Genomic DNA, 14336 nt, shown 5'->3' on the forward strand with positions numbered 1-14336 from the left:
AGACTAGTCAAAACTATTCAGGAGCCACAAGCTCTACTTTTATCCGATCTGGATCCTCGAAAAAAACAGCATAATAGTGATCTCCCCCAGCAAATGGGTGTCTATCTGGGTAAAGAATTTTCACGTTTCTTTCTTTTAGTTTTTTCGTCATTTCATCTACATGTTGACGTGAGGAAGCATGAAATGCCAAATGATTTAGTCCAACTCGACATCTATGGTAGGCAGGATCTAGAAACCTATCTTCTGCTTGAACAAAAACTATGTATGTATCGCTTAGTTTCCAACTATGGCCACTATCCCATTTTTGGAATGAAGAGTACCCTAGTTCTTCTAAAAGCCACCCCCAGAATTCGACGGTCTGATCTAAATCCGAAACATAGATCTCGATATGGTGTAATAATCCTTTTTGCACATTTATCCCCCTTAACAATCTAAAAATTACGCTTTAGCCTTTTCTAGCACCACTTCTTTTTTGCATACTCTCTACTTAACTACTTCCTATTTTTCATAACGTCTGCCAAATCCTTTGCATGTGGACCCTTTTCTTCACGAATTTTTTCAATAATGTTTTGATAATCTTCTTCTTTTCGATTTTGACTTAGTTTCACTCATTATACTAACTGTTCCATAAACATGAACTGATTGATAATTCCATGAGGGAACATTTTCAGACTCATACCACGAAGATGAAATATAAGCATGAGGGCCCTGAAACATAACTAGGACGCTATCCTTATTGTCCTCGAACGTTTTCTAATGGGAATTCCCACAGCCATATGGCCAGTCACATAAAAATTACCTCCTTGTTTATGTAATACCAAAGGCAAATGAATGGCAATTGGCTTCCCCTGGTCCGTCGTTACCACTGTGCCAAAAGGATACTTTTGAATGAATTCCCTTATTTCATCAAAATCCGTAACTTGAAAATGCTTAGGAATATACATGTCCATCCCCCTCTGAAAGTGATTTGACCATGATAAAGTCGGTTTGTTCCTCATCCCCCATATAAAAAGAATGAGCCCCCGTTTGAACAAACCCCATTTTTTTATAGAAAGCAATTGCATTTTCATTTTTTTCCCATACGCCTAACCAAACGCTCTTTTTATTATAATTCTCTGCTAGTTCAATAGCTTTGTTAAAAAGATATTTACCGAGTCCCTGTTTTTGAAATTTGTTCTTTATATAAATTCGTTCAATTTCAAATGATTCCTTCCCCATTTCTTCTGTTTGAGCATCGTCCGTATTAACCTTTAAATATCCCGCAACTTCATCATTTTTATAAATAAAATAAAACTCGGTGGATGGATGAGAGAGTTCTTTTTCTAATTGCTCTATAGTAAAAGCCTTTTCTAAATAAGCTTTCATAGTTTCCGATGAATTTTGGTCCTTGAATGTCTCATCAAATGTTACATAACTAATCTCTCGAAGTCGGCTTGAATCCTCAATCGTGCACTTCTTTAATTGGATGGTCATTAACCTTTCGCTCCTTCGCCTTCAACTCAGTTTTGATTAGGGTAGGTCTCCTGTGGAAATTTGATAGATTGTAGAATTAACTCTTTTAATACTTCATTATTTATGCCTTATCCCGATTTCAACATAAAATTCCAATTATTCCCGCTAAAATAAAAGCCAATCCAATTCATGATTGCCTTTTATTATGGAAAAAACCTTATAAACGAAGAAAATTCAACGCGAGAACCGTCCCCACGAGGAAAGATCTACCATGAAATCACCCGATTTAACCTTTCAGAGCTTAGGAGCATGGCTGCTGCATAAGTCAGAATGAAAAGCGGGAAGATTCCAATGGTTGTGTGGGAGGCAATGTATCCAAGTAGTGGTGGCATGAATGTAGTGCCTGTATAAGCCACGGCCATTTGATAACCCATAATCTTCTGTGAATGAGTCTTCCCAAATAGTGTTGGTGTTTCATGTAACATACTTGGAAAAATAGGTGCTAGTCCTAGTCCGACGACAATAAATCCTATGAGTGAAAGAATAGATGGGAATGGCAGAACCAAGAGTACAGCCCCTACTAACGCGATGATTTGGCCCATTCGAATGATCTTTCGATTACTCATTTTAAAGGTAATAAACCCAGTTAGAAATCGGCCAATCGTTAATCCTCCCCAGTAAAAGGAAACCCACTGAGCAGCAGTAGCCGCGGACACCCCCTTCACATTGACAAGGAAACTACTTCCCCAAAGCCCGACCGTCGCTTCTGTCGCGCAATAAAATAGAAAAGACAATAAAGCAAGTTTTACTCCTCTAATTTGTAAAGGGTTCACCCTGCTATTTTCATCAAGGAATTTATCCTGAATGTCTTCCCTTTTTTCATCTTCTATTACAGGACTGATTTTTGATACTCTCTTCCACAATGGTAAAGAAAATAAAAGAATGGCTGCTAACACGAACTGAATTCCTGCAATGGTTAAGTATCCACTTCTCCACGAATACTGTCCTGAAATAAACTGGGCCATAATGACCGGTCCTAACGTGGCCCCTACTCCCCAAAAACTATGTAACCAACTCATATGGTGTGCTTTATAATGTAAGGCTACATAATTGTTTAATGCAGCATCTACCGCACCAGCCCCCAACCCTAGCGGTATCGCCCATACAAACAGCCAAAGGATGGATGGGGCAAAATAAAACCCAAGCAAAGCACCTGCCGTCATTAACCCACTAATAAATGTGACCTTCCCCGTACCAAACCTCTCAATGATTCTTCCACTAACTAAACTAGAAAGTATGGTGCCCCCAGCTATCGTCATAAATAAAAATCCAGCTATCTCAAGTGGTGCTCCAAAATCCTCTTGCATGACAGGCCACGCAGCACCTAATAAAGAGTCTGGTAACCCTAAACTTATAAAAGCCAAATAAATAATGACTAACAGTATTAATGTCATGTTTCTCCTTTTCTCCCAACAATACTTTATAAATTACCCATACCTATTTTACCTAGCTACCTCCCAGATTTAAAACCAAATACTTACAAAGGAATGGCAGGTGTCCGTTGTTAATACAACCCATACTCCTTCATCTTCTTATACAACCAGGGTCTGCTAATTTCAAGTAGCTCACTCGCCCGTGTTTTATTCCCACCCGTTTTCTGAAGCGCTTCTACAATCGTATCTTTTTCGGTGATATTAATTCTGTTTTTAAAATTATATCCACCATTATTTGGCGTGCCTGATGTTTTCTCAACATTCCGCGGCATGAGAGAAATGTCATCAACATCTATATAATCTCCTGTTCGTATATTTGCTGCTCTTTCGAGAGTGTTTTGTAATTCACGCACATTGCCGGGCCATGAATACTCCATTAATTTTGTTAATGCTGAATGTGTTATACCTTTAATATAGAAACCACTCTGATTCAGATTATTGATAATGCTATTTACAATCTCCGGCACGTCTTCTATTCTTTCGCGTAGAGGTGGGATGTGGATACTCATAATATTTAAACGATAATATAAATCTTCCCTAAACTTACCGGTACGAATTAACTTTTCCAAATCCTGATTTGTCGCGGCAATGATTTTCATGTTTAAATGAATAGTCTTCGAACTGCCGATTGGTTGGAATTCCTTCTCTTGTAAAACGCGCAACAATTTCACCTGTAGTTGGGGAGGCATATCACCAATTTCATCCAAAAATATCGCTCCATTTTGTGCTACTTCAAACTTACCTTTCATCCCGCCTGGTTTTGCGCCTGTAAACGCACCGCCTACGTAACCAAAAAACTCTGATTCAAGCAGTTCCGCCGGTATTGCGGCACAATTCACTTCAACAAATCTTCCTGGTTGATTGGATGCAGCATGGATCCCTTGGGCAAACATCTCTTTCCCTGTGCCAGTTTCGCCGGTGATCAAAACGGTGGAAATGCTTTTTGAAGCAAGTATGGCCTCATGCTTAACTTTTTTAATTGGGTTGGATTCGCCGGCAATATCATGTAATGTATATTTCGTGCCTTTGCTGTTATGGATTTCATCTTTATAGGCTGAAACTTGTTTCTCTAGTCTTTTGACTTTTGTCAGTGCCTCTTGCAGTTGCGTTAAGCCGCGGAAGGCAATTTTGCAAATGGCACTGTTCAAATCTCCATTTTCCTTGATCAAATTGATGGAAATGAGGCATTGTTGGCCATTTATAATTTGTGGTGTGTTGTTAATGTTTGCTCCGCGCTTCATCACATTTTCTATATCCAGTTCAGGAAATAACTCCGCAGCGGATTTGGACAAAACGTCTTTGCTACTTAATTGAAATAAATCAGAGAAACTGTTATTCACCATGGTAATGACTGCATTTTTATTTACGACAAACATCGCATCATACGCAAAATCAATTACCGAATTTAATTGAGTATAGATAATATTATAGGAGTCCAATAATTCCTGCGTTGAGAGCAATCCAATAGGTTTTTTCTCTTTATTCACCACAGGGACATGTCCTATATTATGATTCAGCAAATGAATTCTTGCCTCTTCCAGTGTATCTGTTTCGATTAAAAAAACTGGATCAGCTTTATAAAATTCTTCAATTGTTGTTTCTAGTGGTGTTTTATTTACCAGAAGGCGAAAAACTGAATTTTTTGTGGTGATCCCGGTCAATTCTCCATTCGTATTTACAATCGGTAATATTTTTGAATGTCCCTTTAAAAACACCTTAAGAACATCATCTAACGTATCTCCCAATGTACATGTTGAAAAATTGGTTGTCATATAGTTTGTGATTAGCAAATTCATTCCTCCTTCGAAAAAAATCTTTACTCTATTGTATCAATAATTATCAGAAATTTAAAATTATTTCGTCAACTTTTGTTAACTAATCTTATCACTTTACAATTTATCCGTTAACGATTATTAACAATATACTGTAAATACCCTTGTTGTGACCCAATGAAAAGTTGGCATGCTTTTTGCTTATATATAGTGTGAGAAAAGTAAAGTTATAGGAACCCAGGGGAGGACTTGATGGGATCAGTCAATTGTTGATAGGGAGGAAACGTGATGAGTGTTTTGAATGGCTTGAAAGTATTGGATTTTACGACGCTGCTACCGGGTCCGTTTGCAACAATGATGCTGGCGGATATGGGTGCAGATGTCGTGAAGGTGGAATCTCCGCACCGGGAGGATATGACTAAGCATCTTCCACCAATGATCGATGAAGTATCGGCAGCATATGCGCAACTCAACCGCTCCAAGCGATCAGTTGCACTTGATTTAAAGCAAGAGGATGCAAAAGAAGTGATTTCCAGCCTCATTAAGGAGTACGACATCATTATTGAGCAATTCAGGCCGGGTACTATGGAACGGTTGGGAATTGACTATAAAACATTGAAAAAAGTAAACCCGAGCATTATCTATTGCTCTCTGACCGGATATGGGCAAACAGGACCACTGAGTAATAAGGCCGGGCACGATATTAATTATTTAGCTTTATCAGGTGCTGCAAGTTATTCATCGAGAAAGAATCAGGCACCCATTCCGATAGGGATTCAAGTGGCTGATATTGGCGGTGGCTCTATGCCTGCGGTAATCAGTATTTTAGCTGCAGTTTATCACCGCAATCAGACTGGGGAAGGCCAGTATATTGATGTAAGTATTACGGACAATATATATGCTTTCAATGCATTATATGGATCCGGTTATCTGGCTGGTGGGGAAAATCCGGATGCGGAATCGCTGATGCTTAATGGTGGAACATTTTACGATTATTACGAGACAAAAGACGGACGATATTTTTCTGTCGGCAGCCTGGAGCCGAAATTTCAAAAAGAATTGTGTAATTTACTTGGGGAACCAGAGTTACTGACCCTAAGCAGTAGCACAAAGGCAGCGGACCAACAGCAATTTAAGGAAAAAGTGAAGACCGCGTTTAAAGAAAAAACATTTGATGAATGGCTTGCGCTGCTTGGGGATGATTTTGACGGATGTGTCGAACCCGTCTTAAAATTCGCTGAAACAGTTGAACATCCACACATAAAAGCGCGTGAGATGATTGTTCCTGTATCAATGCCAGATGGCGGCACGCAGGATCAGATTGCGTTTCCGATAAAGTTTTCCAATCAACCAGCTTCCTATCGCCATACTGGTGTGCAGACTGGAACACATACAAAGGAGGTTTTAAAAAAGGCAGGCTGGAATGATTCGAAAATAGCTGAACTGTCCGAAAAAGGAATTTTTGGCTAAACGATATTATTAAAGGGCCATGGATCTAGATATAGATTAGCCCGAAAAATTGGGAGGAAACAATATGACAAACAACGCAAACGTTATTGGTGTTAGTATGGTGAAGTTTGAAAAGCCAGGGAAAAATGAGCCGTATGAAATCATGGCTTCGAAGGCAATTACGAACGCCTTGAAAGATGCGGGAATCGGTCTTTCAGATGTTAATCAGGCGTATGCAAGTTATGTTTATGGGGACAGCACAAGCGGTCAAACCGCGTTATATCGCGTTGGCATGACAGGCATTCCGATTATAAATGTGAACAACAATTGCTCATCAGGCTCCACAGCACTCTACTTGGCACGCCAGGCAGTAGAATCTGGTGCAGAGGAATGTGTATTGGCTTTTGGATTTGAGGAAATGAAACCGGGGGCACTGGGTGAAAATTGGACCGACCGTATGTCTCCATTTCAATGGATTTACGATCAGTTTGAAACATTGAACCCTGAATTACCGGATGGACCTGTTGCCTTAAAAGTATTTGGTGCAGCCGCAATAGAGTATCTTGAAAAATATGGCGCAAGTCCAGAAATATTTGGAAAGGTTGCTGTAAAATCTAGGAAGCACGCAGTAAATAACCCTTATTCCCTGTTTAACAAAGAGATCACATTAGATGAAGTAATGCAATCTCCGGAAGTGTATCCGGGTCTTAACAGATTGATGGCATGTCCGCCAACTTGTGGTGCAGCGGCAGTAGTTGTTTGCAGTGATGACTTTGCCAAAAAACATAATATCCAAAATGCAGTGAAAATAACTGCTCAATCGATGAGAACAGATAAACCGGATTCGAAGGAAAATAATATGCATCTGGTTGGTCTTAAAATGACAGAAGAAGCTGCGAAAGAAGTGTACGAAAAATCCGGTGTTGGCCCGGAAGATGTTGATGTTGTGGAATTACATGATTGTTTTACCCCTAATGAAGTAATGACCTATGAAGGACTAGGACTTGTTGCAGAAGGGGAAGCAGAGAAGCTCATCTATGATCAGGATAATACCTATGGCGGAAAATTTGTCGTTAATCCTTCAGGTGGGCTGATGTCTAAAGGACACCCACTTGGTGCAACAGGGCTTGCACAATGCACTGAACTTGTTTGGCACCTCCGTGGAGAAGCGGGAAACCGCCAAGTTGAGGGAGCAAAAGTTGGATTGCAGCATAATGTGGGTCTTGGTGGAGCTTGCATAGTTACGATGTATCAAACGGTATAATGCGGCACGATGATGCAACTGGCCAGGGCTACAGTATTCCATTTTAAAAAAGCATTAGAATTTACAAAAAGGAGTGTTCGTTGATGAATATTGTAGAAGCGTTAGAAATTAACACGGAAAGGCAACCCCTTCACAAAGCCTTACAGTATGAAGACCGGCGTTACAATTATTTCGAATTTAATGAAAGCGTTAACAAACTAGCAAACGGATTGTTGGAACAAGGGGTTAAGAAAGGTGACCATGCAGCAGTGCTGATGAAGAACTCTGATTACTTTGCCATCACCTATTTTGCCCTTGCAAAGATTGGAGTGGTTATTGTTCCAATGAATTTTCGGTTGGTGGCAAAAGAACTTTCTTATATAATCGACAATTCCGATTCGCAGCATGTGATTATAGAGACTGAATTTGAAGAAGAAATCTTGAAATCTATTGACGGGAATGAAAAGGTTAAAAACGTCATTTCCGTACCTATAGCGACCAATCAGAAATTTACATCTTATCAAGACATACTCTCTGCGAACACGAAAAATCCGGGCACGGAGATTTTAGGAAAAGATCATTGTCATATGCTGTATACCTCAGGAACAACTGGCAACCCAAAGGGAGCATTATTTGACCACGACGCTGTAAAATCCGTAGTTTTACAAATGAGTATGTCGTTAGGTTATCACCCGAAGGAGAAATGGATGCATTTCGCCCCATTATACCATGCAGCACAGCTTGCAATCTGCTTACTGCCTCAATTCTATCTTGGAGGTTTTGGAGTTATTTACCGGGAATTTAATCCAAAAGTAATTTTGCGAGATATTTCCAAATATAAAATCACAACAGTATTTGGTGTTCCTGCAATGTATAACGCTTTTCTCCAGGTACCCAAAGAAGAAGATTACGATTTTACATCCGTTGAGAAGATGCTTTACGGTGCGGCCCCCATGTCCGAATCTGATATAAGGAAGGCCATTGATTATTTTGGAACCAATAAATTTTACAGTTTGTGTGGTCAAACGGAAACAGGCCCGGCTGGAGTCATGCTTTATCCGGAAGACCATGAAGAACATGCTGGTATGTCAGGGAGAGAGACGACGACGTTTACATTGATAGATCTTGTTGATCCAGATGGAAGGTCTGTGGAAATAGGGGAAGTCGGGGAATTAATTATCAAAGTACCTTCCGCAATGAAAGAATATTATAAGAATCCGGAAGCAACAGCCAAGACGATTATCAATGGGTACGTGTACTCGGGGGATTTGGCTATACGGGATGAAGATGGTTATATTCTATTAGTTGATCGCAGTAAAGATATGATTATCAGCGGAGGAGAAAATGTATATTCCATTGAGGTAGAAAATGTATTATCTTCACACCCTGAAGTGCTTGAGGCAGCTATAATTGGAACACCGGATGAAAAATGGGGTGAGCTTGTAACTGCAATTATTTCCAAAAAAACTGATTCTGAACTAACAGAAAAAGATTTGATCGCATTCGCCAAAGAAAATATAGCAAGTTATAAAACTCCGAAAAAAGTGATTTTTGTTGATGTCTTGCCAAGAAACCCTTCTGGAAAGTTGCTGAAATATCAGCTTAGACAACAATACACATCTGTTGAAAATGAGGTGTAAATATGTCCAATGTCAATACAACATGTAACCAAGGCGTATTCGAGATCGGGCTAAATCGTCCAGATAGGTTGAATGCCCTAAATGCGGACCTGTTATCAGAACTCACAGAGGCGATAAATAAGGCAAAAAGAGATCCATCCATTCGATCGGTACTCCTTTATGGCGAAGGAAAAGCATTTTGTGCAGGCGGCGATTTAAAGGATTTTGGAATGGACGATACGAATCCAATCGAAGTAAAGGAATTTCTGCAACGCGGCCATGAAGCATTGATCGGTTTATACAATATGGAGAAGCCGGTAATCGTTGCAGTGCATGGCCCCGCAGTTGGAGCGGGCAGTAACCTGGCTTTTGCCTGTGACATAATCATTGCCGACGAAACAGCTTCGTTCGCTGAAATTTTCGCCAAAGTGGGTGCCTTACCTGATATGGGAGGCTTGTATCTCCTTCCACAAAAAATCGGCATGCATAAGGCAGCAGAACTAGTTTTTACTGGAAAAACGATTGATGCGAATGCAGCGTTGGAGTACGGCTTAATAAATCAGGTTGTAGCAGAAGGGCAAGCAGGTGAGGAAGCCAAAAAACTTGCCATATCATTAGCAAGAGGGCCAACGAAAGCATTGGGATTAGCAAAAAGGATCATGCACCAAGCACCATATTCATCACTGGAAAGTGTGTTGGAAATGGAAGCGATGGGCCAGGCGAATATATTTCAAACGCAGGATTTTAAAGAGGGGAAGCAGGCATTTATTGAAAAAAGAAAAGCAGTATTTAAAGGGGAATAAGCATTTTCTTTAATTATAAAAAATTTAAAAAGGGAGGGAATGAAGTTGATCTAAGCTAAATAAGACTGCAGTTATTAATCATGTTGCTCAAATTAAATTTGAATGAAGTGAGAGAAACAAAAATAGGAGGGTAAAAAATTTGCTAAATGAAAATTTGAAAACAAGGTCAACTATTGGTGATGGATTAAAGAGAGCAAGTTACCGTTATCCGAATAAGGCTGCATTAGTTTTTTACAGTGAAAACGGCGAACAGCGAACGTACACGTATGAAGCGTTAAATAAACAAGTCAATCAGGTGGCCCATTCACTTCGAGAACAAGGGGTTCAAAAAGGAGACCGGATTGCAGTCATTGGAAAAAACAGCTCAGAGATTGTTATTTTAGCCTACGCCCTAGCAAAAATCGGAGCCTGGTATACGCCGTTGAACTTTATGTTGAAGGCAGAAGAAGTACGCCAGCTGCTTCATACGTCACAACCCCGGCTGTTTTTCGTTGATAAAACACATGTCGACCTAGTGAAGTCCATTGCTGATAAATTAACCGGAATTGAAAAGATATACAGCCTTCGTACAGCGGATGTGCCTGCTGGTTGGGGAGATTTTAGCCAGTTGCTGCATGGAAGTAAGACTGAACCAGAAACGGAATTGTATGATGATGATGTATTATCACTCTTTTACACAAGTGGCACCGAGTCCGTTCCAAAAGGTGTGATGACTAGTCATAAAAACTATTTCTATTCGAATTATGCCTATATGTCAATAGGGACGTTTCAGCCAGAGGATAAACTGCTATTATCTCTGCCTTTAATTCATATGGCCGGATTCACCTTTTTGCTGAGTGCCAACATGGTCGGATTAACTATTATCATGACGGAGACACCAATCCCCGCACAAATGGCAGAGCTGATAGAAAAGCATCAAATTAATTTTACCGCCCTCCCTCCTACACTGTATTTAGGAATTCTGGGAGCTGCTGATGCGTATGATTTATCTTCTTGTCGCAAATTGATTACATGGTCGAGTACCATTCCAAGGAGTATGGTGGATGGGTGGAATAAAATTGCACCTGATGCAAAATTTTTCACAATACAAGGCTCCAGTGAATCAACAGCAACCGCTTTAACAGGCAGTTGGTTTAAAACATGGGATGAAGTTCCAAATGGCGACGGAAGGTATGTAGGAAGTGTGCTCGCAACCAGTGAAATTAAATTAATTGATGACGATGGCAATGAAGTTCCGGATGGAGTGCCAGGAGAACAAATTGCCCGTGGACCTGTTGTTGCCAGCGGCTATTACAAGAATGAAACGGCAAATAATAAAGCCTTTCAAAATGGATGGTACCATAGCGGGGACGTTTTAATTCGCGATGATCAAGGCAATTATTATTTTGCAGATCGCAAAAAAGATATTGTTAAATCAGGCGGAGAAAACGTCTCTACCCAAGAGGTGGAGGACGTTATTAATCAGCACCCCGAAATAAATCAATGTGCAGTTTTCGGTGTACCCGATCCAAAATGGGGGGAGTCAGTTATCGCCGCAGTTGTGTCAAAAAACGGGGCAAAACTTACCGAGGAAGAGATTATAGCTCATTGCAAGAGGAAACTGTCCAGTTATAAAACGCCGAAACACATTGTTTTCCGGGATAATTTGCCGTTAACCTCTGCAGGAAAATTATTAAAGCGTTCCCTGAAGGATGAATACAAGGATTTATTAATGGAAAAGAGTTAAAATCATCGGGATAATATGGAATTGAGGTAAGCCAATGAAATATGATGAAATTATGATTGATGAAAAATATAAAAGTGCTTCCTATACAGTGACTAAAGAAGAAATCATGGAATTTGCTTCACAATTCGATCCTCAATACATGCATATTGATGAGGAGAAAGCGCAACAGAGTATATTCAAAGGCATCATTGCTTCAGGATTACACACCTTGTGCATAAGCTTTAAATTATGGACTGAGATGAATATCTTTGGAGAAGATATAATTGCTGGAACAGGCGTTAATAATCTTCAATTCACAAAACCGGTTTATCCCGAAGATACGCTATACGTAACGACCAAAGTGATTAAAAAAACAGATAAAAAGAAATCCGGTGAGGTTACATTATTACTTACTTCTTACAAACATGATGATATTCAAGTTTTACAAGCAGAAATATCCGCATTAGTTTCTAAATAGCGCAAAAGGAGAGTGTTTATAACTTGGTTTATGAAGCTATTATTTATGAAAAAAAGCAGCAATCTTCCTGGATTTATTTAAATCGTCCGGAGGAGATGAACTCGTTATCAAAAAAAATGATCGTAGAGATCCTCCAAGTACTTGAGGAGATTGAGCAAGATAACGAAATTCGGGTCGTCGTTTTATCTGGTAAAGGTAAAGCATTCTGTGCCGGTGCCGATTTAAAAGAACTTTTAAAGGATTTAAATAAAGACCCCGATGGTGAGAAGGGTATTCTTGATTATGCCGAGCAACTGTTTAATAAATTAAATTATTTGTCGAAACCACTAATCGTGGCATTAAATGGAGTTACACTTGCCGGTGGACTGGAACTGGCCATGACAGCAGATATTGTTATCGCTTCCGAAAAAGCAAAAATAGGAGACGGCCACGCCAATTTCGGCGTCCTTCCTGGCGGTGGAGGAGCGGTCAGGTTGCATAAAGAAATTGGCGTAAATCGCGCAAAATATCTACTGTTTACAGGGGACATGTTTCCAGCTAAAGAATGGAAAGACTACGGATTTGTGCATGAGGTCGTTCCTGCCGAAGAACTCGATGAAACCGCACAGAAAATAGCAGCTAAAGTATCAGCAAAAAGCCCGCTTGTCCTACGGGAAATGAAACGTTTGGTGAGAGACAGCGCAGATCAGAAACTAGACACCTCATTAAGACAAGAACTGCTTTCACTAAAAAATCATACGCATTCACATGATTTCAGTGAAGGATTAAGCGCCTTTTCAGAAAAAAGAACACCTGAATTTAAAGGTTATTAATATCTCTATAAAATTGCAGGAGTTAAGTCAAGTGTACCGTCCGCCTTTTTTAGGATTTTGTCATCATGGTCCTCCCGTGAGGTTTCCATTATTGATGGTTCGATCATAGATACGAATGCGCAAACATCCAATTTAACTTTCCTGTATCACCCTGAGGTTTGATAGAAATCACGAATATTTTTGAAGCAATAATTTTCAACCCTAAGAGTTAACTTATGTAGATAGGAAAGTTTTATACTTTTCTATCTACTAATAAGAAAAGCGCAAGCACCCTTGATCATCGACGTAAGACGGTGAGGCCCACGGGATGTGGGTCACGTAGGCGTTGCCACACGATGTGGCGGTTTTAGCCTACGATCCTCCGAGATAAAGGAAACACGGTTCACGAGGGCTCGCATCCTGCGAGTCAGTTCGGTGTTGCAACAAATGTTTTCGGTGGGCCGAGTAATCGGATGTCGCGTTTTTAACCGAACCTCCTTCAGATGTTGACTTATCGAAGGAGAGGAGGGAACCGACTCTAGTCGATAGGGCGCTTGCGCTAAACAAATTTTATACTTTATCTTGAAATAAAAACCCGAATTTTATCCAAATAGATAAAATTCGGGTTTTTATATTGTTTACTGCCTATTCAATAGTTCGTTATGTCAAAAATTTCTTCAATATTTTTTGATAACATATGTACAGAGGGTCTCTGGCATTTTGCCTACTATCCCCCCGTATGCTTATCTTTTTACCTTGGAGACATCCGAATACCACCATCCAGCCGAATGACCTCACCGTTTAAATATTCATTTTCCATAAGGAAGGTTGCTAGTTCAGCGAATTCGCTTGGATGTCCCAAACGCTTCGGAAACTCAACACTTTCTGATAATTTCTCTATCACATTTTCGGATAGGGTATTTGCCATTGGTGTCATGAACAAACCTGGTGCAATGGTGTTAACACGTATTCCGTACTGGGATAAATCCCGTGATACTGGTAATGTCATCCCGACCACTCCTGCTTTGCTTGCACCATAAGCGGCTTGGCCCATTTGACCATCAAATGCTGCGACAGAAGCTGTATTAATAATGACACCTCTTTCACCGGAATCTGTGATTGGTTCATTATCCTTCATCCTGTTTGCAGATAATCGTAAAACATTAAATGTTCCAATCAGATTAATATCGATAACCTGCTTATATTTTTCCAATGGCAGTACACCTTTTTTGCCAATTGTTTTCCCTGGTGTCCCCACCCCGGCGCAATTGACACAGATATGAATCGCCCCAAAGTTTTTAATTGCAACGTCAATCCCATTTTGTACAGAATCCTCATCTGTAACATTTACAACTGCATAAGTGACATTGTTACCTAATCGTTCAGCTGCTTCTTTCGCATTCTCTTCATTCAGGTCAAAAATAACAACCTTAGCACCGTTTTCCGCAAGTCTTTCAACAGTTGCCAAACCTAATCCAGACGCTCCACCTGTAACTACGGCTACTTTCCCTTTCAAGTCCATAATTCCATC

The 14336-nt window shown here is 40.1% G+C and carries 12 protein-coding genes and 1 pseudogene; 7 read left to right on the forward strand and 6 right to left on the reverse strand.

The window, feature by feature from the left end; all coding sequences use genetic code 11:
- Positions 1-13: 13 nt before the first annotated feature.
- From RZN25_11650 to RZN25_11670, 5 genes and pseudogenes are all read right to left on the reverse strand, one after another.
- On the reverse strand, positions 14-412 hold the full coding sequence (locus RZN25_11650) for a VOC family protein (GenBank protein ID MEQ6377472.1): 399 nt from the start codon (positions 410-412) through the stop codon (positions 14-16).
- A gap of 79 nt (positions 413-491) precedes the next feature.
- Positions 492-944, reverse strand: a pseudogene (locus RZN25_11655) (FMN-binding negative transcriptional regulator).
- On the reverse strand, positions 931-1473 hold the full coding sequence (locus RZN25_11660; GenBank protein MEQ6377473.1) for a GNAT family N-acetyltransferase: 543 nt from the start codon (positions 1471-1473) through the stop codon (positions 931-933). Before RZN25_11660 ends, RZN25_11655 begins: the two are co-directional and overlap by 14 nt.
- A 245-nt stretch (positions 1474-1718) precedes the next feature.
- The gene (locus RZN25_11665; protein MEQ6377474.1) at positions 1719-2906 is read right to left on the reverse strand and encodes an MFS transporter; all 1188 of its coding nucleotides are present in this window, start codon (positions 2904-2906) and stop codon (positions 1719-1721) included.
- A 110-nt stretch (positions 2907-3016) separates the two neighbouring features.
- Positions 3017-4735, reverse strand: coding sequence for a sigma 54-interacting transcriptional regulator (locus tag RZN25_11670; protein ID MEQ6377475.1), 1719 nt, complete (start codon positions 4733-4735; stop codon positions 3017-3019).
- Between the two features lie 270 nt (positions 4736-5005).
- Between RZN25_11670 and RZN25_11675 the strand changes: the two genes are divergently transcribed.
- From RZN25_11675 to RZN25_11705, 7 genes are all read left to right on the forward strand, one after another.
- On the forward strand, positions 5006-6187 hold the full coding sequence (locus RZN25_11675; protein ID MEQ6377476.1) for a CaiB/BaiF CoA-transferase family protein: 1182 nt from the start codon (positions 5006-5008) through the stop codon (positions 6185-6187).
- A 64-nt stretch (positions 6188-6251) separates the two neighbouring features.
- Positions 6252-7430, forward strand: a complete 1179-nt coding sequence (locus RZN25_11680; protein MEQ6377477.1) for a lipid-transfer protein — start codon at positions 6252-6254, stop codon at positions 7428-7430.
- Between the two features lie 83 nt (positions 7431-7513).
- A complete protein-coding gene (locus RZN25_11685) occupies positions 7514-9049 on the forward strand; it encodes a long-chain-fatty-acid--CoA ligase (protein ID MEQ6377478.1) in 1536 nt (511 codons plus the stop codon).
- A gap of 2 nt (positions 9050-9051) precedes the next feature.
- Positions 9052-9831 carry an enoyl-CoA hydratase gene (locus tag RZN25_11690; protein MEQ6377479.1) on the forward strand — a complete coding sequence of 260 codons (780 nt, stop codon included), beginning with the start codon at positions 9052-9054 and terminating at the stop codon, positions 9829-9831.
- A 139-nt stretch (positions 9832-9970) separates the two neighbouring features.
- Positions 9971-11557 (forward strand): AMP-binding protein, encoded by a 1587-nt coding sequence (locus tag RZN25_11695; protein ID MEQ6377480.1) that lies wholly within the window; start codon positions 9971-9973, stop codon positions 11555-11557.
- 34 nt (positions 11558-11591) lie between these two features.
- Positions 11592-12014 carry a MaoC/PaaZ C-terminal domain-containing protein gene (locus RZN25_11700; GenBank protein ID MEQ6377481.1) on the forward strand — a complete coding sequence of 141 codons (423 nt, stop codon included), beginning with the start codon at positions 11592-11594 and terminating at the stop codon, positions 12012-12014.
- A gap of 23 nt (positions 12015-12037) precedes the next feature.
- Positions 12038-12826: an enoyl-CoA hydratase/isomerase family protein gene (locus RZN25_11705; protein MEQ6377482.1), complete on the forward strand. Its 789-nt coding sequence runs from the start codon at positions 12038-12040 to the stop codon at positions 12824-12826.
- A 730-nt stretch (positions 12827-13556) separates the two neighbouring features.
- On the opposite strand, the gene RZN25_11710 is transcribed toward RZN25_11705, so the two are convergent.
- Positions 13557-14327 carry a 3-hydroxyacyl-CoA dehydrogenase gene (locus RZN25_11710; GenBank protein ID MEQ6377483.1) on the reverse strand — a complete coding sequence of 257 codons (771 nt, stop codon included), beginning with the start codon at positions 14325-14327 and terminating at the stop codon, positions 13557-13559.
- Positions 14328-14336: the final 9 nt, after the last annotated feature.

Source organism: Bacillaceae bacterium S4-13-56 (genome assembly GCA_040191315.1).
Taxonomy (GTDB): Bacteria; Bacillota; Bacilli; order Bacillales; family JAWJLM01; genus JAWJLM01.

Bases quoted from the DNA above. Each gene is read 5' to 3' on its own strand.
- RZN25_11690 (MEQ6377479.1), top strand. From the start codon at position 9,052: ATGTCCAATGTCAATACAACATGTAACCAAGGCGTATTCGAGATCGGG.
- RZN25_11710 (MEQ6377483.1), bottom strand. From the start codon at position 14,327: ATGGACTTGAAAGGGAAAGTAGCCGTAGTTACAGGTGGAGCGTCTGGA.
- RZN25_11675 (MEQ6377476.1), top strand. From the start codon at position 5,006: ATGAGTGTTTTGAATGGCTTGAAAGTATTGGATTTTACGACGCTGCTA.
- RZN25_11700 (MEQ6377481.1), top strand. From the start codon at position 11,592: ATGAAATATGATGAAATTATGATTGATGAAAAATATAAAAGTGCTTCC.
- RZN25_11685 (MEQ6377478.1), top strand. From the start codon at position 7,514: ATGAATATTGTAGAAGCGTTAGAAATTAACACGGAAAGGCAACCCCTT.
- RZN25_11680 (MEQ6377477.1), top strand. From the start codon at position 6,252: ATGACAAACAACGCAAACGTTATTGGTGTTAGTATGGTGAAGTTTGAA.
- RZN25_11665 (MEQ6377474.1), bottom strand. From the start codon at position 2,906: ATGACATTAATACTGTTAGTCATTATTTATTTGGCTTTTATAAGTTTA.
- RZN25_11660 (MEQ6377473.1), bottom strand. From the start codon at position 1,473: ATGACCATCCAATTAAAGAAGTGCACGATTGAGGATTCAAGCCGACTT.